Genomic DNA, 19,187 nt, shown 5'->3' on the forward strand with positions numbered 1-19,187 from the left:
TTGACCAAACTAACCAACCAGTACATTTTATCCCCACAACCAATAAGAACTGTGGAGATCCCTCAATGCCACCCATCGTGCTGGTGCTCAACGGCCCCAATCTCAACCTGCTCGGCACTCGCGAGCCCGCCACTTATGGCCATGAAACCCTGGCCGATGTCGCCGCCCTGTGCGGACGCAGTGCGCAGCAGCTCGGGCTGAAAGTCGAGTTTCGCCAGACCAACCACGAAGGCGAACTGCTCGACTGGATCCACGGTGCCCGCGCCCGTTGCGCCGGAATCGTGATCAACCCCGCCGCCTGGACCCACACCTCGGTCGCCATCCGTGATGCGCTGGTGGCCAGTGAAGTGCCGGTGATCGAAGTGCATCTATCCAACGTGCATGCGCGCGAAGCCTTTCGTCATCACTCGTTCGTGTCCCCGGTCGCCAAGGCGGTGCTGGCGGGGTTTGGCAGCCATGGCTATCACCTGGCCCTGGAACATTTCAGTCACACGCTCAGAGGATGCGCCTGATGAAACCACGCGTGCTCGCCGGCCTGATCGGCGCCGGTATCCAGGCCTCCCGCACCCCGGCCCTGCATGAGCAGGAAGGTGACGCCCAGGGCTTGCGCTACCTGTACCGCCTGATCGACCTGGAACCGTTGCAACTGACCGTCAGCGCCCTGCCCGACCTGCTGCGCGCCGCAGAGTCGATGCAGTTCACCGGTTTGAACATTACCTACCCATGCAAACAGGCGATCCTGCCGTTGCTGGATGACTTATCGGACGAAGCGCGCGGCATCGGCGCGGTAAACACCGTGGTGTTCAAGGACGGCAAACGCATCGGCCACAACACCGACTGCCTGGGCTTTGCCGAAGGCTTTCGACGCAACTTCAATGATGTGCCGCGTCAGCGCGTGGTGCAGATGGGCGCCGGCGGTGCCGGGGCGGCGGTTGCCCATGCGTTGCTGGCCGAGGGCGTGCAGCAGTTGAGTATTTTCGACGTGGACGCCGCCCGCTCGCGCGAGCTTGTGGATAACTTGACCTTGCGCTTCGGCACGGGTCGCGCCGAGGTCGGCAGCCAATTGGACAACGCCATGGCCGAGGCCGATGGCCTGGTGAACACCACGCCGATGGGCATGGCCAAACTGCCCGGCACGCCGGTGCACGCAGCGCTGTTACGCGCGCAACTGTGGGTCGCGGAAATCGTGTACTTCCCGCTGGAAACCCAACTGCTGCGCGATGCCCGTGCCCTGGGTTGCCGCACGTTGGATGGTGGCAATATGGCGGTATTTCAGGCAGTGAAAGCGTTTGAATTGTTCAGTGGCGAGGTGGCGGATGCGCAAAGAATGCTTGCGCACTTCCAGACCATGAACACCTGAAAATGTGGCAGGCCGCGAGCGGGCTTATTGTGGCGAGCGGGCTTGCCCCGCGTTGGGGTGCGAAGCGCCCCCCATCGAGCAAAACGCGGTGTACCTGATACGGCTCAGCGCCTGGCTTTGGGGCTGCTGCGCAGCCCAACGCGGGGCAAGCCTGCTCGCCACAGGAATGTGGATTCCTGAAATTTCACTTTTTAAATCAACAATTTATTTTGTGTTTGATAAGCGGGGAGCTTGCCTCCTCCCACATGGATTGCATTTCAAAACGCGTAATCAAGCCTGCAGGTAACGCAACACCGACTCACAGATCATCTCGCGGTGCCGCTGTTTAATCGCCTCATCCGACAGTTCAATCTGAAAGATCTCACTGAAGGTATGACGGTTGGACACCCGGTAAAAGCTGAACGAGTTGATCAGCAAGTGCACGTCCAAAGGCTCCAGCCCCTCGCGAAACAATCCCAGCTCGGCGCCACGGCGCAGGGTTTCCCCCAGCCCCTCGAGGATCTTGCTGTTCATCGCCTTGATCGTGTCCGTGCGTTTCACATACTCGGCATTGTGGATATTTTCGATGCTGACGATGCGCACAAAATCCACATTCTGATCATGGTGATCGAAGGTGAATTCCACCAGCCGCCGGATCGCTTCGCGCGGCTCCAGGGCGGTGAGGTTCATGCGGGTTTCGGTGTTGCGGATGTCGCCGTAGAGCTTTTCCAGCACCTCGACGTACAACTGCTCCTTGCTGCCGAAATAGTAGTAGATCATGCGCTTGGACGTGTGGATGCGCTCGGCGATGGCGTCCACGCGGGCGCCGGACAGGCCCTGCTGAACAAATTCGACGATGGCTTCCTGGAGAATATTCTCCCGGGTCTTTTCCGGATTGTTCTTGCGACTCTTGCGCGGTGCGTCTGACACGGCGGAGAGATCGGGAGTCAGGGTCATGGTGCGCTCATGGCGGTGTGTTATGCAGGCTGCGATTATGGGCCGCGGCGCTTGCCGAAGGAAGCACCTGGCCCGGTATCACAAACGCGCCTGACGAACCGCGCCGCTGCGCGACTTGGCCATCGCCGCCAGACGCACCGCCACGTTCGCCGCGCCATAGCCGGCGTAGCCATTCTTGCGCTGCAGGATCTCGAAGAAAAACCGCCCCTCGAACGGTTCGGTGTACACGTGAAACAGCTCACCCCCCTGGGCATCGCGGTCGTACAGCACGTTGTAATACGCCAGCTCGCTGAGGAACTCGTCGTCGAAATCAAACCGGGCGGCAAGGTCGTCATAGTAATTGAGCGGGATATCCAGCAGCGGCACCCCGGCGTCCTTGGCTCGGCGCACCTCGGCGAAAATATCCGCGCAGTCGAAGGCGATGTGGTGCACACCCGAGCCGCGATAGCTCGACAGTGCGTGGGAAATGGCCGTGTTGCGGTTCTCGGAGATATTCAGCGGCAGGCGAATCGAGCTGCAGCGGCTGCGCAGCGCGCGGCTTTTCACCAGCCCGTAAGGGTCAGGCAGCACCACTTCGTCATCGGCCTCGAAGTCGAGCAGGCTCTTGTAGAACAGCACCCAGCTGTCGAGGCTGTCGGCCGGCAGCGCCATGGCCATATGGTCGATGCGCAGCAGCCCGCCGCTGGCGGAAGGCGCCGATTGCAGGTTGAAATCGGTGTCGTACAGGCCGCCTTCGCTGGGGTCCACCAGGTAGATCAGGCTGCCATCCGGCGCACGCACGGCGGCCAGTTCCAGTTCATTGGGCCCGACCAGCCCGCGATAGGGCTGGCCCTTGAAGGCCACGGCACGTTGCAGCGCCTTGGCGCTGTCCTTGACCCGAATCGCCGTGGCACACAACGACGGCCCATGGGCCTCGAAGAAGTTGTGGGCGAAGGAGTAGGGTTCGCAATTGAGGATCAGGTTGATATCGCCCTGACGCAGCAGGCTCACATTTTTCGAGCGGTGCTGCCCGGCCCTGGCAAAACCCAGGCGTTCCAGCCAATGGGTGAGTTTGGCGCCGAGGCTTTCATCCACGGCGAATTCGAGGAACTCAATGCCGTCGTACTCGCTGGCGGCAGGCGTTTCAAAGAGGATATCGACCGGCGCGGCAGGTGCTTGCTCGGCCAGGCGCTGACGGGTTTTCTCTTCCAGGTACAGCAGCGAGCGCAGGCCGTCGGCGGCATTCGCGCGCGTGGGGGCGGCCCGAAAACCATCGTTGAAGATTTCCAGGGACAGCGGCCCGCTGTAGCCGCTCTGGATGATCGGCGCAAGAAACCCCGCGAGGTCGAACTCACCCTGACCCGGGAAGCAGCGGAAATGCCGGCTCCACTCCAGCACATCCATCGCCAAGATCGGCGCGTCGGCCATTTGCACAAAGAAGATCTTGTCGCCCGGTATCTGGGCAATGCCACTCGGGTCGCCCTTGAGCGACAGCGTATGGAAACTGTCGAGCAGCACGCCCAGGGCGGGATGATCGACCTGGCGCACCAGGTTCCACACCTGCTGCCAAGTATTCACATGCTTGCCCCAGGCCAGCGCTTCGTAGCCAATGCGCACGCCACGACGACCGGCGTGTTCGGCCAAAAGGCTGAGGTCATCGAGCAGGATGCGTTCATCGCCCACGCAATCGGCCGAGGCGTTGCTGCATACCAGCACCAGGTCGGTGCCCAGTTCCTGCATCAAGTCGAACTTGCGTTCGGCGCGCTCCAGGTTGCGCGCCAGGCGGTCGCGGCGGCAGCCTTCAAAGTCGCGAAACGGCTGGAACAACGTGATGGCAATTCCGAGGTCGGCGCACATTTGTCTAACTTCGCGCGGACTCCCGTCGTAATACAACAGGTCGTTCTCGAAGATCTCAACCCCATCAAAACCGGCGGCGGCAATGGCTTCGAGCTTTTCCGGCAGGGTGCCGCTCAAGGAAACGGTAGCGATGGATCGTTGCATGGAGTTCTCCCGGCACGTGTTGTTTGTGGCAAATTATTCGCCCCCAGCCTACACGCAGCAATCATAATGTACGAACCGGTTAGTTTTTGGTGCGATTATCGAACACTAGCCGATTTGGCGAATTGACGATTTTTTAACCGCTGCGCACCATCGATCTCGTAAGAAAAGACCCAGAACACACCATAAAAATTTCAAAAAAACGGGTACGACCTCATGCCTTTGCAAAACCCTACCCTGGCCACGCGCCCGGGCACCCCGCACGCCGGCATCGGCGACAAGATCCGCGGCGCCCTGGCCGTGGGTAAAACTCGCTGGGGCATGCTGGCCCTGGTGTTCTTCGCCACCACGCTCAACTACATCGACCGCGCCGCCCTGGGCGTGATGCAACCGATCCTCGCCAAGGAAATGAGCTGGACGGCGATGGACTACGCCAACATCAACTTCTGGTTTCAGGTGGGCTACGCCATCGGCTTCGTGCTGCAGGGCCGCTTGATCGACCGGGTGGGTGTGAAGCGCGTGTTCTTCTGCGCCGTGCTGTTGTGGAGCCTGGCCACCGGCGCGCACGGCCTGGCCACCTCGGCAGTGGGCTTTATGGTGTGCCGCTTTATCCTGGGCCTGACCGAAGCCGCCAACTACCCGGCCTGCGTCAAGACCACCCGCCTGTGGTTCCCGGCCGGTGAACGCGCAGTGGCCACCGGTATCTTCAACGCCGGCACCAACGTCGGCGCCATGATGACGCCGATGCTGCTGCCGTTGATCCTGCACGTGTGGGGCTGGCAGGCGGCGTTCCTGTGCATGGCGTCGCTGGGCGCGCTGTGGCTGGTGTTCTGGGGTTTGAAGTACTACAACCCGGAAGACCATCCGAGCGTTAAACAATCGGAACTGGACTACGTGCAACGGGAAATCGAGCCGGAGCAACCGGGCGTTCCGTTCAGCCGCATCCTGCGCATGCGCGGCACCTGGGCCTTCGCCATCGCCTACGCCCTGACCGCCCCGGTGTTCTGGTTCTACCTGTATTGGCTGCCGCCGTTCCTGAACCAGCAATACAACCTGGGCATCAACGTGACGCAGATGGGCATCCCGCTGATCATCATCTACCTCACCGCCGACTTCGGCAGCGTGGGCGGCGGTATCCTGTCGTCGTTCCTGATCGGCCGTGGCATGAACTCGATCAAGGCACGGCTGCTGTCGATGCTGCTGTTCGCCTGCTGCATCGTCGGCGTGATCATGGCGGCCGGCTCCAGCCAGCTGTGGGTCGCAGTGTTTGCCATCTCCCTGGCCATCGGCGCGCACCAGGCCTGGACCGCCAACATCTGGAGCCTGGTGATGGACTACACGCCCAAGCACATGATGAGCACGGTGTTCGGGTTCGGCGGGATGTGCGCGGCCATCGGCGGCATGTTCATGACCCAGATCGTCGGCCACATCCTCACGGTGACCAACAACAACTACACGGTGCTGTTCACCCTGATCCCGGCGATGTACTTCATTGCGCTGACCTGGATGTACTTCATGGCCCCGCGCAAGATCCCGACGGTAGACGTGTAACTCAACGACGCCGCTGCTGCCAGGCAGCGGCCAGCCCGCTCATGCAGATCACCCCGATGCCGACCACCGTGGTCATGTCGGGGGTATGACTGAACACCAGCCAGCCCAACAACCCCGCAAACACGATCTGGCAATAGCCGAACGGCGCCAGCAAGGCCGGCGCCGCGAAGCGGAACGCCTGGGTCAACATCAAGTGGGCAGTCATGCCGCAAGTGCCCAGTGCCAGCATCATCACCCCATGCCACAGGCTCGGCACATGCCAGAAGAACGGCACCATCGCACTCATCACCAGGGTGTTGCACAGCCCGGCGAAAAAGTTGCTGGTGGTGGGCGTGTCGTATTGGCTGAGGATGCGCGTGAGCAACTGGTAGAAGCAGAAGAACAGCGCCGAGCACAACGGCAGCAGCACCGCCGGGGTAAACAGCTCGCCGCCGGGATGGATGATGATCACCACGCCGATGAACCCGCAGATCACCGCCAGCCACTGGCCCCGCGTAACGTGCTCGCCCAGCAGCGGCACCGACAGCGCGGTCACCAGGATGGGCGCGAGGAAGTTCACCGCCGTGGCTTCCGCCAGCGGGATGTAATGCAGCGCCGTGGTGAAAAACAGGCTGGTGCCCAGCAGGCACAATGCTCGCACCACCTGCATGCCGGGGCGTTTGCTGCGCAGTACGCGCAGGCCCGACTGCGGCAGGAAAATCCCGGCCATCAGCAAGGTGTGCACCATGTAGCGCGCCCACACCACCATCACGATCGGGTAGAACCCGGCGAGGTATTTGGACAGCGCGTCGTGGCTGGAGAACAGGAACGTCGCCACCACAATCAACAGGATGCCTTTGAACGGATGGTTGACACCGGAAAGCGGGGTACTGACAGTCATTGAATTCTCTTGGGTGGCGAGTTAAACGCGATGGCACTCAACCGAATAATCTAGCAGCCGGGCGTGGGTCTGCCCTCAGAGCATAACCAAACACCGGGCGAACAGCGCACTAAATCACCGGGTTTGGGTCCAACCCTGCACGTTCACTGCCGTATTGCACATTTTTTAACCAAGGCCTGCCTGCCATGAAAAAAACCTTGTTCCTGCTCTCCACCCTGGCCTTGCTCGCCGCCTGTAACCATGAGGACAAGGCACCGGCCAAACCTGCGCCGCCCTCGGTGCAGGCGAGCCTGGTGCCGCCCACCCCGCCCACCGACCAATGGGTGGGCAAATGGATCGGCGTCGAAGGCCTGAACCTCACCATCGCCAAGGACGACGCCATTGGCCGTGGGCACTACATCCTGACCATGCAATACGGCCTGGATGCCGAGGACACCGGCACCTTCAAGGGTGAAGAAGCCGAGGACGGTATCGCCTTCACCCGCCCGGACGGCCCGCAGATACTGCGCGCCGGGGACGGTGAGGCCACGGGTCTTAAATGGCTGGCGGATAAAAAAGACTGCCTGATCGTCGCCACCGGCGAAGGCTATTGCCGCCAATAAGGCCATACTTCATCAATATTTTTGTAGGACCTTTCATCAAGAGGATTGCACCATGCTATGGAAAAAAGGCCGACGCAGCGACAACGTGGTGGATGCCCGGGATGACAGTGGCGGCGGCGGTGGCGGCATGCGCTTCGGCGGCGGCAAGGGCCTGAGCCTCACGGCGATTGTGCTGATCGTCGGCATTGGCTGGCTGACCGGCCAGAACCCGATGCAGATCCTCAGCGAGCTGACCGGCCAGGCCGAGCAAGCGCCTTCGGTGAGCCCGCAAACGCGCCAGGCACCACCGGCCAACGACGAGCAGGCTGATTTTGTGCGCGCCGTGCTGGGCGACACCGAAGACACCTGGGGCCAGGTGTTCAAGGAAAACGGCCTGACCTACACCAACCCGAAACTGATTCTGTTCCGTGGCCGGGTGAATTCCGCCTGCGGTGGGGCCACCTCGGCCAGCGGCCCGTTCTACTGCCCGGCCGACCAGCAGGTGTACCTGGACCTGGATTTCTTCCGGGAAATGTCACAACGTTTCCAGGCCGCCGGCGACTTCGCCCAGGCCTACGTGATCGCCCACGAAGTCGGCCATCACGTGCAGACGCTGCTCGGCATCTCGGCCAAGATTCAGACCGCCCGCCAGCAGGGCCGTCCGATGGAAGGCGACGGTGGCCTGCTGGTTCGCCAGGAGCTGCAAGCCGACTGCTTTGCCGGGGTATGGGCCAACCGTGCGCAAAAGCGCCTGAACTGGCTGGAACCGGGCGATATCGAAGAAGCGCTGAATGCCGCCAACGCGATTGGCGATGACCGCTTGCAGCAACAGGGTCAGGGCCGCGTGGTGCCTGACTCGTTTACCCACGGCACCTCGGCACAGCGGGTTCGCTGGTTCAAGACCGGCTTCGCAGGTGGCCAGATCACTCAATGCGACACCTTTGCGGCCAAGAGTCTCTAAATGAACAAACCATGGGGTGTGCTGCTGGGTCTGCTGGTGTGCTGTTCAACCCTGGCGGCCGAACACGGCGTCAAGGAGGTCAGCCCTGACCGCTTTCACCTGCAGGCCGGCGACCTGAGCCTGGGCTTGAGCCAGGACTGGCGCCAGCCGATGCCCCAGGTCACGCGGGCGCTGATCATCGTGCATGGTCGCCTGCGCAACGCGCAGACCTACCTGCACAGCGGGGTCGATGCCGCCCGCCAGGCCGGCGTCGGCGCTGAAACACTGGTGATCGCGCCGCAGTTTCTCAACCAGGCGGACGTGAAGCGCAATCACCTGAGCGATCAGTTGCTGCGCTGGCATGGCAATGACTGGATGGGCGGCGCATCGTCCACCGGCCCGGGCCAGATCAGCTCGTTTGCTGCGCTGGACCAGATCATCAAGCACCTGGGCGACCGTAAACTGTTCCCGGCGCTGAAACAGATCGTGGTCGCCGGCCACTCCGGCGGCGGCCAGGTGGTGCAGCGCTTCGCCCTCACCGGCCAGGCTCACCCGCCCCTGCAAATCGAAGGCATCAGCCTGCGTTACGTGGTGGCCAACCCCTCATCCTATGCGTACTTCAGCCCGCAACGCCCGGTGAAGTTCGACGCCGCCCGCTGCCCGGGCTTCAACGACTGGAAATACGGCATGCAAAACCTGCCCGACTACGCCAAGGACCAGGGGCCCCAGCAGTTGGAACAGGCCTACGTGTCGCGGGATATCACCTACCTGCTGGGCCAGCAGGACACCGACCCCAACCATCCGGCGCTGGATAAAAGCTGCGAAGCTGAAACCCAGGGCGCGTATCGGTTGATTCGTGGGCACAACTATTTTGACTACCTCAAGCTGCGTCATCCGCAGTTGAGCCACAGGCTGGTGGAAGTGCCGGGTGTGGGGCATGACGGCGACAGGATGTTCACCTCGCCGGAGGGCCAGAAAGCCCTGTTCAACTGACGAAACCGGATAAACATGTGGGTGGGGGCTTGCTCCCTTCCACCTTTTGATTTCTATTGACTGGCCTGAATCATCCGGCGCAACGCCGTGCAATCCTCGGCATGCCAATCAGCCAGCTCCGGCCACGGGTTCTCCGGCAGGTTCACCAACACCGTCCGCGTTCCCGCCGCCCTTCCGCAATCCAGGTCGAAGCGGTAATCCCCCACCATCACCATCTCGCCCGGTGCCACGCCCCAGGCAGTCGCCAGCTTCAACAATCCACCCGGTGCCGGCTTGGGCGGTGCGTCTTCACGGCCCAGCACATCCGCCACCGCAAAGCAGTCCGCCAGGCCAATCGCCGCCAGCGTGACGTGGGCCAGCTCCCGCGCGTTGCGGGTCAGGATGCCCAGGCGATAACCGCGTTGGGCCAGTTCGCGCACCAGCGCCACCGCACCCTCGGCTGCCGTCGAGGCCAGCGCCAGTTCGCGCTCATGCGCCAGCAGCCAGGCATGTTTGGCCGCTGCGATATCGGCCGGCAACCCGGCCAGATGGGTGAGGATATCGTCTTCGGGCGGTATGCCCAGGGCCACGCGAATGGCCGCAAAGTCATGCACCGCCACGGTGAGGGTGCCGTCCATGTCGAACACCCAATGTTTAACCTCTGCCAGGCTCATGCCCAGTCCTTGCGATGACGAATCAGGCCTTCCTGAGTCACCGACGCCACCAGTTGCCCGGCGCGGTTGTACACGCTGCCCCGCGAGAACCCACGGGAATTACCGGCCCACGGACTGTCCATGGCGTAGAGCAGCCAGTCGTCGGCGCGCAGGTCGGCGTGGAACCACAGCGCGTGGTCGAGGCTCGCGACCTGCATATCCTTTTGCCACACGGTCTTGCCATGGGGCAGCAGCGAGGTGGTCAGCAGGCCGAAGTCCGAGGCGTAGGCCAGCAGGTACTTGTGCAGCGCCGGCGCATCCGCCAGGGCGCCATCGGCGCGAAACCACACGTATTTGACCGGGTCGGACGGCTGCGGGTTAAACGGGTCGCGCTCGGTGACCGGGCGTACTTCGATGGGCTTGGGGCACAGCAGCTTGTCGCGCATGTGCTCGGGGATCAAGTGCGCGCGCTGCTGGGTCAGCTCCAGCTCCGACGGCAGGTTTTCCGGCCCCACCACGACAGGCATGGTGGTCTGGTGCTCGAAGCCTTCCTCGTCATACTGGAATGACGCACTGCAGGTGAAAATCGGGTTGCCCTTCTGGATCGCCGTCACCCGGCGCGTGCTGAAACTGCCACCGTCACGCACGCGGTCCACCGAATACACCACCGGCAAGGCGGCATCACCTGGGCGCAGGAAATAACCGTGCAGGGAATGCACATGGCGCGCTTCTTCCACGGTCTGGCTGGCGGCCGACAACGACTGGCCGAGCACCTGACCGCCGAACAACTGGCGAAACCCCAGGTCCTGGCTGCGGCCGCGAAAGAGGTTTTCCTCAATCGGTTCCAGGGTCAGCAAGTCCACCAGATCTTCCAATACTTGGCTCATAGAGCAACTCCTAAAATCTACGGGGCATTCCGGGCTGCTTATCCGTGCAGCGTGTCCAACCATTGGGCGCGGGTGATGCGATACAAAACATGTGGGCGCAGCGGGTCATCGGCTGCGACCTTGGGGTGTTCAAAATCTGCCTGGGGATCGTAATGCATACCGATGGCCTGCATGACTTTCTGCGATGGCAAATTGGCCTCGGTGGTGAAGGCGACGATTTCATCCAGCTGCAAGCGGTCGAACCCACAGCGCAGCGCGGTCCAGGCCGCCTCGCTGGCATAACCCAGCCCCCAGTGTTCGCGGGCCAGGCGCCAGCCGATTTCCAGCGCTGGGGTAAAACCTGCCTCAAAGCTGACATGCTGCAAGCCGGTAAGCCCGATGAATTCGCCGCTGTCCTTGCGCTGCAAGGCCCACTGGCCAAAGCCGAATTCAGCGAAATGGCCGCGAATACGGCCGATCAACGCGGCGCTTTCCAGGTGGCTCAAGGTGGCCGGGAAATAGCGCATCACCTGCGGGTCGGCGCACATGCGTGCAAATTCCGGCAGGTCGCTGTCGCGCCATTGGCGCATGATCAGGCGTGCGCTGTGCAGTTCGAGTATCGGCTCCATGGGTCCCCTCCCTTGCCATGTGCGAGAGTGTACAGCGCTGGTAAGATCCTTCGCAGGTTCCCGTCAGAAAATCCCATGCCTTTGCCATTGATCTACCACGATGACTACAGCCCTGAGTTCCCGGCAGACCACCGGTTTCCCATGGACAAGTTTCGCCTGTTGCGCGACCACCTGGTGTCCAGCGGGCTGACCGAAGACAGCCGTCTGCTGCGCCCAGAGTTGTGCTCGCCGCAGATTCTGGCCCTGGCCCACGAACCTGGCTACATCGCACGCTACATGAGCGGTGAACTGTCCCGCGAAGACCAGCGTCGCCTCGGCCTGCCCTGGAGCGAAGCCCTGGCCAGGCGTACCGTGCGTGCGGTCGGCGGTTCCCTGCTCGCCGCCGAACAAGCCCTCGAACACGGCCTGGCCTGTCACCTGGCCGGCGGCACCCACCACGCCCATTACGATTACCCGGCGGGCTTCTGCATCTTCAATGACCTGGCGGTAATCAGCCATTACCTGCTGGCCAGCGCCCGGGTCAACCGCGTGCTGATCTTCGACTGCGACGTGCACCAGGGCGACGGCACCGCACGCATTCTCCACGACACGCCGGAAGCCATCACCGTGTCGCTGCACTGCGAAAAGAACTTCCCCGCGCGCAAGGCCCAAAGCGACTGGGATATTCCGCTGCCCATGGGCATGGGCGACGCCGATTACCTCAAGGTGGTCGACGATGCGCTCAACTACCTGCTGCCTCTGTACCAGCCCGACCTGGTGCTGTACGACGCCGGCGTGGATGTGCACAAGGACGACGCCCTCGGTTACCTCAAGCTGACAGACTCAGGCGTCGCCGCCCGCGATGAAGCCGTCATGCGCCACTGCCTGGGTCGCGACATTCCAGTGATGGGCGTGATCGGCGGCGGCTACAGCAAGGACCGCCCGGCCCTCGCGCGCCGCCACGGCATCCTGCACCACAGCGCGCAGCGGGTGTGGACGTCATCAGGGTGTCACTGAACGCTGGGCGTTACCCACAATGGCTGTGGAACGGCCTGTGGATAACTTGAGCGTAAGCGCCTGTAGGCATTTATCCGCAAGGCCTGCAGAAAACTGTATGTTTTTTGATCAGGCAGCCGGCGTCGCGTCCGGTAGAATGCCCCGCTTATTCACAGCACCGTAGCCCTGCCCATGCCTCAGACCCCACCTCACCACGTCACCCTCATCGGCGGCGGCCCAGCCGGGCTGATGGCCGCCGAAGTCCTGAGCCGGGCCGGCGTGCGCGTGGACCTGTACGACGGCATGCCCTCGGTGGGGCGCAAATTCCTGCTGGCGGGGGTGGGCGGCATGAACATCACCCACTCCGAAGCCTACCCGGCGTTCGTGGCCCGCTATGCCGAACGCGCGCCGCACCTGGCGCCGTTGCTGCGTGAGTTTGGTGCCGAGGCATTGTGCGAATGGATCCACGGCCTGGGCATCCAGACCTTTATCGGCACCTCCGGCCGCGTATTTCCTGCCGACATGAAAGCCGCGCCGCTGCTGCGCGCCTGGCTCAAGCGCCTGCGCGACCAGGGCGTGGTTATCCACACCCGGCATCGCTGGTTGGGCTGGAACAGTGAGGGCGATTTACTTATCCACAGCCCGGAGGGCGAGAAGACCGTGCGCAGTGATGCCGTGCTGCTGGCCCTGGGCGGCGGCAGTTGGTCACGACTGGGTTCCGATGGCGCCTGGCTCAAGTTGCTGGAAGACAAAGGCGTGCCCTATGTTCGTCTGCAACCGAGCAACTGCGGGTTTGAGGTGTCGGCCTGGAGCGAATTGATGGTCAGCAAATTCGCTGGCGCGCCGTTGAAGAATGTCGCCATCGGGCTGGGCGACGACAAGCCCCGGCTGGGCGAATGCGTGATCACCGCCACCGGCATCGAGGGCAGCCTGATCTATGCGCTGTCGGCGCCGATACGTGAGGCCATCAACCGTGACGGCGCGGCCACCGTGCATATTGATCTGCTGCCCAGCAAGCCGCTGCACACCGTGCAGGCCGCACTGGCCAAACCGCGCGGTTCGCGCTCGATGAGCAAGCATTTGCACAGTCAACTGGGAGTGGACGGCGTCAAGGCGGCGCTGTTGCGCGAGTTGACGCCGGCTGAGCACTTCAATGATCCCGCGCAGCTGGCGGTGGATATCAAGGCATTGCCGTTGACCCTGGTGAAGACGCGCCCCATCGATGAGGCCATCAGCACCGCAGGCGGTGTGCCGTTTGAGGCGCTGGATGAGCGCTTGATGCTCAAGCAATTGCCGGGGGTTTTCTGTGCGGGGGAGATGCTGGATTGGGAGGCGCCAACCGGGGGGTATTTGCTCACGGGGTGTTTTGCCAGTGGCAGAGCGGCTGGGCGGGGGATGCTGAACTGGCTTCAGCGCTGATCGTTGTGCTGTCTTCGGGCCCGCCATCGCAGGCAAGCCAGCTCCCACATTTTGAATGTATTCACAGATCAAAACTGTGGGAGGGGGCTTGCTCCCGATAGGGCCATCAGCAGCGCCGCGAAATCACTTCTTCTTGCGCGGCCCGGTATTGAACACCGGCACCTTGCGCACCGGCTTGATCGACGGCTCAACCGGCGCCGAGTCGCCACTCTCCACCCACTTGCCCAAATTGCGCTTGCCACCACCACCGCCAGACGCCTTGGGCTTCTTCGGCTTTTTCGGCTTCTTCACCACCTGCCCGCTGGCATCGGTGTCCGGCACGCGGTGCTCGGGTTCGAAGTCCGGCTCCATCTTGCGGGTCAGGGTCTGACGTGTGAGCATCTCGATGGCCGACAGCATGTTCACTTCATCGGCGCACACCAGGGAAATCGCTTCCCCGGTATTGCCCGCGCGCCCGGTACGGCCGATGCGGTGGATGTAATCTTCGGCAACGATCGGCAGATCGAAGTTGACCACCAGCGGCAGGTCTTCGATGTCCAGGCCACGGGCCGCCACGTCGGTGGCCACCAGAATCTGCACGTCGCTGCTCTTGAAACGGTCCAGCGCACGCTGGCGCGTGGCCTGGGGTTTATCACCATGAATGCCGTCGGCGTTGATGCCCAACCCTTGCAGCTTGTCCACCAGCGCATCCACGCCGTTGCGGGTCTTGGCGAACACCAGCACCTGCTTCCAGCGGCCCTTGCGCATCAGGTGCACAAACAGCTCGGCCTTGCGCTTCTTGTCCACCGGCACCACCCACTGCTTCACGGTGTTGGCGGCGACGTTGCGCGGGCTGACTTCAATGCTCAGCGGGTCGTTGAGCATCTGCCCGGCCAGCGTGCGAATCTCATCGGAGAAGGTCGCGGAGAACAGCAGGGTCTGACGCTTTTTAGGCAGCATGCGGTAGATGTTCGCCAGCTCTTCGGAGAAGCCCAGGTCGAGCATGCGGTCGGCTTCATCCAGCACCAGGGTTTGCAACTGGTTGAGTTTCAGCGCGTTCTGGCGGAACAGATCGATCAGGCGGCCGGGCGTGGCGACCAGAATATCGACACCCTTGCGCAGCTTCATCATCTGCGGGTTGATGCTCACGCCGCCATACACCGCGTAGGTGGTGAGCGGCAGGTTCTGCGCGTACTCGGCGACGCTGGCGTGAACCTGCTCGGCCAACTCGCGGGTCGGGCACAGGATCAGCGCGCGCGCCGAGTTGGCGGCGACTTTCGGCCCCTCCATCGTCAGCAATTGCAGCAGAGGCAAGGCGAAACCGGCAGTCTTGCCGGTGCCGGTCTGAGCCGCTGCCATCAGGTCACGACCGGCCAGCACCGCCGGAATGGCTTGCGCCTGCACCGGCGTCGGGGTCTGGTAGCCAAGCGTCTCAAGGGCGCGCAGCAAGGGTTCGATCAGGCCAAGGGTGGCGAAAGTCATGTGTTTACCGTAGGAAAAATTCAGCGCAAAGGCGTAATGCGCGGCAGTTTACCTTATTTCCGGTTTGGGCTTGCGCCATTGGGGCAGGCTGATCAGCAACACGGCGCTGATGATCACCAGCATCGCGAAGGCCTCCTCCAGGCCGATGGTTTCACCCACGAAGACGATCCCCAGCAAGACGGCGACGGCCGGGTTCACATAGGCATAGCTGGTGGCCGCCGCCGGGCGTACGTTTTTGAGCAGGTACATATAAGCGTTGAACGCGATGATCGAGCCGAACACGGTCAGGTAGGCCAGGGCCAGCCAGCCTTCCAGCGGCGGCAGGGCTTTGAGGTGCTCGCCGGACAGCGCACTGACCAGCAACAGCGCCACACCCGCCACGAGCATTTCCGCCGCACTGGCCATGGCGCCCTGGGGCAGCGACAGTTGCCGGCTCCACACCGAACCAAACGCCCAGGAGGCGGCTGCTATCAACAGCAGCACTGCGCCCATCGGGCTCGATTGCAGTGTGCTGCCCATGTTGAGCATGGCGATGCCGATAATCCCCAAAATCACCCCCGCCCACTCCAGCCGCGTATTGCGCGCGCCCCAGAAATAGCCGCACAGCAAGGTAAACAGTGGCACCGTCGCCACGGCCAGCGCAGCCACACCGGACGACACACCCATATGCTCGGCCACACTGACACCGCCATTGCCCACCGTGAGCAGCAAAATACCGATCATGCCGGCGGCCTTCCACTGCGGCCAGGTCGGCGCCGGCACGCCACGCCATCTGAGAAAGCCATACATCAACGCGCCCGCCGTGCAGAACCGAATCCCCGCCAGCAACAACGGCGGCCAGTATTCCACGCCAATGCGAATCACTAGGTAAGTGGAGCCCCAGATGACGTACAGCGCGAAAAAGGCAGCGATCAAGGGTAAGGGAAAGCGACGGGGGCCAGGCATGGGGCGGCTCTATGGCAGGAGAAGGGGGGCTTATTTTAGGAAGGCGGACTGTTAAACATAAGTTACAAAACCTGTTTAAACGGGCCGTACACTTTTCGGAAGGGGGTGGCAGGTCTACTGAATAGACGAGCGCTGAGCGATTAAATCGATAACCTGCCCGATCGTAGTGATGTGATCCCAGTCATCCTGAGTCGCGCGCAGTTTGAACTGCCATTTGATCTGCATGACGAAGCAAGTCAGGTCATCATCAATAATCTTGAAGTCATGGACGAAGTCGGTTTGCTCCGTCACCTGAGTTCGGTCGATGAAGCCAATGATATCGACGAATAACTGAATGACTTTTTCGCTGATATCGGCTCTGGTCAGATCACCTTCCATTTCTTGCCTCATAGGCACACTTGCCAATACTGACTAAATCAAAGATCGCCAGCCCCGCTGCAACGAAGGGAATACCTCGCCCGATAATCCCGAATACCCGAACGGTGCCAAACGTTGCTTTTGCCATTCTGGCCACCGTTGGTTGCCTGATCAATGTACGAGGAAAAAAACGCATTCCAATCAAGCTCGCCAGATTCGTCGTTTTGCTGGAACCGACGTGGACCCAGGCGCCCACGGCAATTTTGCTGATGGGTATACCTGCTGCGCCAGTGATAAGCGTTGCTGCAGTCAAGCCGTAGTGCTGCTGCGTACATTTCCATAGCTCATCAAACGTAGTGCCAGGCGCCGAAGAGTCCGAATGAATGGGCCGCACTAACTGGTAGCTGGCTCCATGGTTCCAGCCCGTTGAATCAGGCAACACCATGACTGCCGGGCAGCTTGTCATCGTGTTCCCCAAATGAAACGCCATGTTTGAGGCTGAGCCGAAATCAATGCCTTTTGATTTGAGTTCAAACATGCCCCGCATGATCGCCGTATGAAGATCGCTTTCCTGCATGACGTAGTCCTTTTACGTAAATGACAGGCGCAATGTTAGGTCGAGGCAAAGGGCGATAAATGGGCGAAGAAAAAAACAGAAAGATCTGACGGTGCGTTAGCTGATCGGCCTACTGACCATTCAGAAAGAGCGGAAAGGGCTCCACAAACAGCTGATAGTTTAGTGGCCAGCAAGACCGATCCCTATCATTTGCGGGACGTTTCCGAGAGAATCCCACAGCCTTGTTTCCGTCGGATCAGGTAGCTAGTCTCGCTCGGTCATTGAGTTTTCGGTGACCGGACGTGCAAGTCCGGCGGCAATAAGAATTACAAATCAACGCAGCTTAGCGCTCAGCTTTTGCTTGGTGCTTGCCAGTTATGGCAGCTGTGCGTGGGAGACCCTCGGGTCTGCTGGGTTTTACTTCTTGCCCCGGTCTTGCACACCTACGCACAGTTGCCACCCTCTTCGCGTGCAAGCGGACGGTGCCAACTTCTTCCAGCAAGGAGTTTCACCATGGTCAAAGTCACCCCCGATCCACCCCGCTTCCCCAGCGAAGACGCCCTGCTCCATCGCCGCGCCACCGACCACTACCTCAAAGCGTCCGCCCCGGATGCGCCCACCTTCATCCTGAATGACAACCTGAGCTTCGAAGACGCCCTGGCCCATGCGGCGGATTTGCTGCAGTGCGCAGTGGAGACAGCGCATTCGTCCAGGGACGCCATGAATGCGCAACAGCGGGCAGTGATGCATTTGGTGGAAATGGCGAGAGGGGTGGTGGATCGGGCGTTGGAGTGTGTGCAACCTGGATGATCACCGCATAACCCATGTGGGAGGGGGCTTGCTCCCGATGGCGGTGGTTCAGTTGCACATCAGTTGCCTGACACACCGCCATCGGGAGCAAGCCCCCTCCCACATTTGGATTTTCAGTGTTCTTGAGAGGGTGGCAGGCTCAAAACCCGCGATGTTTCTTCAGGTGCTCATTGATCTTCGCCGCCGGCACTTTCTGCAAGGTGCACAGCAGGTCGTGGGACAGTTCGCGCAAGCCGTGGGTGCGCCGTAACTCCTGGGCCAGATGCGCCGTGAGGTTGGCCGCCATCTCCGCATCCGCCAGCGCCCGGTGGGCCTTGCCGGTATGGGGCAGTTGCGCGTAGCTGTTGAGGGTGCCGAGTTTGTGGTTCGGCGCAGCCGGCATCAGGCGGCGGGCCAGCAGCAGGGAGCAGGCGAATTTTTGCAGGCGGGTGCGGCGGATCAGGCCCAGTTCAAAGTCCCAGAACTTCTGGTCGAACGCGGCGTTATGCGCCAACAGCGGCGTGGTACCGACGAATTCGTTGACTTCATTCATCACGCGCTCGGCCGGCGGTGCGCTGCGCAACATCGCGTTGCTGATCCCGGTGAGCTGTTCGATAAAGCCGGGTACACGTACGCCGGCGTTCATCAGGCTCTGATAACGGTCGACGATTTGCTCACGCTCAAGAATGACCACGCCGATTTCCGTCGCGCGGCAGTGGCTGCTCGGCGTGATGCCGGTGGTTTCAAAGTCGATAACCGCTATACGTTCCAAACCTGTTTGCACTCCGTCCAACTATTATTTGAGCAGCAACGCGCCTTCAATCGGCACGTAGCGGCTGGCGGCGCGTATCAGCGAATTGGCGGTCAGGCCCGGTACGCCGTAGGCCACAGCCTCAACGCCATGTTTATTGATGACGCGGTCGAGCAGCATGTCGAAGTCGCCGTCACCGGAGGCCAGCACGATTTCGTCGACGTGGTCGGCGGCGTCCATGATATCGAGGGTGATGCCCACGTCCCAATCGCCCTTGGCCGAGCCGTCGCTGCGCTGGATGTACGGCTTGAGTTTTACCGTAAAACCCAGGTTGCGCAGGATCTGCTGGAATTGCTGCTGCTTGCTGTCGCCACGGTCGATGGCATACGCATACGCCTCGACGATCTGCCCGCGCGCGCTGATGTCAGCCCACAGCGCGGCATAGTTGAAGTGGCAACCATAGGCCTGGCGCACGGTGTAGTAGAGGTTTTGTACATCGGCGAACACTGCAATTTTCTTCACCGCACTTCCTCATGACAGCCAGGCGCCAGGGCCCGGAAAGGGTGCCAGTATGCCAGCCACAGGAACG

21 protein-coding genes are annotated in these 19,187 nt (G+C 61.7%); 9 read left to right on the forward strand and 12 right to left on the reverse strand.

Going from position 1 to position 19,187, the window contains the following annotated elements:
- Window positions 1-65 precede the first annotated feature (65 nt).
- Both aroQ and JOE32_RS13600 read left to right on the forward strand, forming a co-directional pair.
- Window positions 66-512: a type II 3-dehydroquinate dehydratase gene (gene aroQ / locus JOE32_RS13595; protein ID WP_209985053.1), complete on the forward strand. Its 447-nt coding sequence runs from the start codon at window positions 66-68 to the stop codon at window positions 510-512.
- Window positions 509-1,360, forward strand: a complete 852-nt coding sequence (locus JOE32_RS13600) for a shikimate dehydrogenase (protein WP_209990511.1) — start codon at window positions 509-511, stop codon at window positions 1,358-1,360. The genes aroQ and JOE32_RS13600 overlap by 4 nt, the downstream gene beginning before the upstream one ends.
- A gap of 270 nt (window positions 1,361-1,630) precedes the next feature.
- Here the strand turns inward: JOE32_RS13600 and JOE32_RS13605 are convergent, their stop codons facing one another.
- Both JOE32_RS13605 and quiC read right to left on the reverse strand, forming a co-directional pair.
- On the reverse strand, window positions 1,631-2,296 hold the full coding sequence (locus JOE32_RS13605; protein WP_209985056.1) for a TetR/AcrR family transcriptional regulator: 666 nt from the start codon (window positions 2,294-2,296) through the stop codon (window positions 1,631-1,633).
- Between the two features lie 78 nt (window positions 2,297-2,374).
- Window positions 2,375-4,276, reverse strand: coding sequence for a 3-dehydroshikimate dehydratase QuiC (gene quiC / locus JOE32_RS13610; RefSeq protein WP_209985059.1), 1,902 nt, complete (start codon window positions 4,274-4,276; stop codon window positions 2,375-2,377).
- Window positions 4,277-4,489: 213 nt separating this feature from the next.
- Here quiC and JOE32_RS13615 point away from each other — a divergent pair, with 213 nt between their 5' ends.
- Window positions 4,490-5,824: an MFS transporter gene (locus tag JOE32_RS13615; protein ID WP_057008664.1), complete on the forward strand. Its 1,335-nt coding sequence runs from the start codon at window positions 4,490-4,492 to the stop codon at window positions 5,822-5,824.
- 1 nt (window position 5,825) lies between these two features.
- Here the strand turns inward: JOE32_RS13615 and JOE32_RS13620 are convergent, their stop codons facing one another.
- A complete protein-coding gene (locus JOE32_RS13620) occupies window positions 5,826-6,704 on the reverse strand; it encodes a DMT family transporter (RefSeq protein ID WP_209985063.1) in 879 nt (292 codons plus the stop codon).
- A gap of 185 nt (window positions 6,705-6,889) precedes the next feature.
- Here JOE32_RS13620 and JOE32_RS13625 point away from each other — a divergent pair, with 185 nt between their 5' ends.
- The 3 genes from JOE32_RS13625 to JOE32_RS13635 are packed head-to-tail and all read left to right on the forward strand — an operon-like array spanning window position 6,890 to window position 9,218.
- Window positions 6,890-7,306 carry a lipoprotein gene (locus JOE32_RS13625; RefSeq protein ID WP_209985065.1) on the forward strand — a complete coding sequence of 139 codons (417 nt, stop codon included), beginning with the start codon at window positions 6,890-6,892 and terminating at the stop codon, window positions 7,304-7,306.
- A 52-nt stretch (window positions 7,307-7,358) separates the two neighbouring features.
- Window positions 7,359-8,246 carry a neutral zinc metallopeptidase gene (locus JOE32_RS13630; protein WP_057008662.1) on the forward strand — a complete coding sequence of 296 codons (888 nt, stop codon included), beginning with the start codon at window positions 7,359-7,361 and terminating at the stop codon, window positions 8,244-8,246.
- A complete protein-coding gene (locus JOE32_RS13635; RefSeq protein WP_209985068.1) occupies window positions 8,247-9,218 on the forward strand; it encodes an alpha/beta hydrolase in 972 nt (323 codons plus the stop codon).
- Window positions 9,219-9,271: 53 nt separating this feature from the next.
- Here the strand turns inward: JOE32_RS13635 and JOE32_RS13640 are convergent, their stop codons facing one another.
- From JOE32_RS13640 to JOE32_RS13650, 3 genes are read right to left on the reverse strand one after another with little or no spacing between them, the layout of a single operon-like run.
- Window positions 9,272-9,871, reverse strand: a complete 600-nt coding sequence (locus JOE32_RS13640; protein WP_209985071.1) for an HAD family hydrolase — start codon at window positions 9,869-9,871, stop codon at window positions 9,272-9,274.
- Window positions 9,868-10,737, reverse strand: coding sequence for an acyl-CoA thioesterase II (gene tesB, locus JOE32_RS13645; RefSeq protein WP_209985074.1), 870 nt, complete (start codon window positions 10,735-10,737; stop codon window positions 9,868-9,870). Before tesB ends, JOE32_RS13640 begins: the two co-directional genes overlap by 4 nt.
- Before the next feature lie 38 nt (window positions 10,738-10,775).
- Window positions 10,776-11,345, reverse strand: coding sequence for a GNAT family N-acetyltransferase (locus JOE32_RS13650; protein ID WP_209985077.1), 570 nt, complete (start codon window positions 11,343-11,345; stop codon window positions 10,776-10,778).
- A gap of 75 nt (window positions 11,346-11,420) precedes the next feature.
- Here JOE32_RS13650 and JOE32_RS13655 point away from each other — a divergent pair, with 75 nt between their 5' ends.
- Together JOE32_RS13655 and JOE32_RS13660 are read left to right on the forward strand one after the other, a co-directional pair.
- Entirely contained in the window at window positions 11,421-12,341 is a 921-nt protein-coding gene (locus tag JOE32_RS13655; RefSeq protein ID WP_209985080.1) for a histone deacetylase, read from the forward strand.
- Window positions 12,342-12,512: 171 nt separating this feature from the next.
- Window positions 12,513-13,739 (forward strand): TIGR03862 family flavoprotein, encoded by a 1,227-nt coding sequence (locus tag JOE32_RS13660; RefSeq protein ID WP_209985085.1) that lies wholly within the window; start codon window positions 12,513-12,515, stop codon window positions 13,737-13,739.
- A gap of 123 nt (window positions 13,740-13,862) precedes the next feature.
- On the opposite strand, the gene JOE32_RS13665 is transcribed toward JOE32_RS13660, so the two are convergent.
- From JOE32_RS13665 to JOE32_RS13680, 4 genes are all read right to left on the reverse strand, one after another.
- On the reverse strand, window positions 13,863-15,200 hold the full coding sequence (locus JOE32_RS13665; protein WP_209985088.1) for a DEAD/DEAH box helicase: 1,338 nt from the start codon (window positions 15,198-15,200) through the stop codon (window positions 13,863-13,865).
- A gap of 48 nt (window positions 15,201-15,248) precedes the next feature.
- Window positions 15,249-16,145, reverse strand: coding sequence for a drug/metabolite exporter YedA (gene yedA / locus JOE32_RS13670; RefSeq protein WP_209985091.1), 897 nt, complete (start codon window positions 16,143-16,145; stop codon window positions 15,249-15,251).
- 114 nt (window positions 16,146-16,259) lie between these two features.
- The gene (locus JOE32_RS13675; protein WP_209985093.1) at window positions 16,260-16,523 is read right to left on the reverse strand and encodes an acyl carrier protein; all 264 of its coding nucleotides are present in this window, start codon (window positions 16,521-16,523) and stop codon (window positions 16,260-16,262) included.
- Window positions 16,513-17,079 (reverse strand): hypothetical protein, encoded by a 567-nt coding sequence (locus JOE32_RS13680; protein ID WP_209985096.1) that lies wholly within the window; start codon window positions 17,077-17,079, stop codon window positions 16,513-16,515. Before JOE32_RS13680 ends, JOE32_RS13675 begins: the two co-directional genes overlap by 11 nt.
- Before the next feature lie 492 nt (window positions 17,080-17,571).
- Here JOE32_RS13680 and JOE32_RS13685 point away from each other — a divergent pair, with 492 nt between their 5' ends.
- A complete protein-coding gene (locus JOE32_RS13685; RefSeq protein ID WP_209985100.1) occupies window positions 17,572-17,868 on the forward strand; it encodes a DUF3077 domain-containing protein in 297 nt (98 codons plus the stop codon).
- Between the two features lie 139 nt (window positions 17,869-18,007).
- Here JOE32_RS13685 and JOE32_RS13690 read toward each other — a convergent pair whose 3' ends face one another.
- Window positions 18,008-18,619: a 3'-5' exonuclease gene (locus tag JOE32_RS13690; RefSeq protein ID WP_209985103.1), complete on the reverse strand. Its 612-nt coding sequence runs from the start codon at window positions 18,617-18,619 to the stop codon at window positions 18,008-18,010.
- Window positions 18,620-18,643: 24 nt separating this feature from the next.
- The gene (locus JOE32_RS13695; protein WP_003236960.1) at window positions 18,644-19,120 is read right to left on the reverse strand and encodes an NYN domain-containing protein; all 477 of its coding nucleotides are present in this window, start codon (window positions 19,118-19,120) and stop codon (window positions 18,644-18,646) included.
- Between the last annotated feature and the right edge of the window lie 67 nt (window positions 19,121-19,187).

This window comes from Pseudomonas sp. PvP025 (genome assembly GCF_017832155.1).
Lineage (GTDB): Bacteria > Pseudomonadota > Gammaproteobacteria > Pseudomonadales > Pseudomonadaceae > Aquipseudomonas.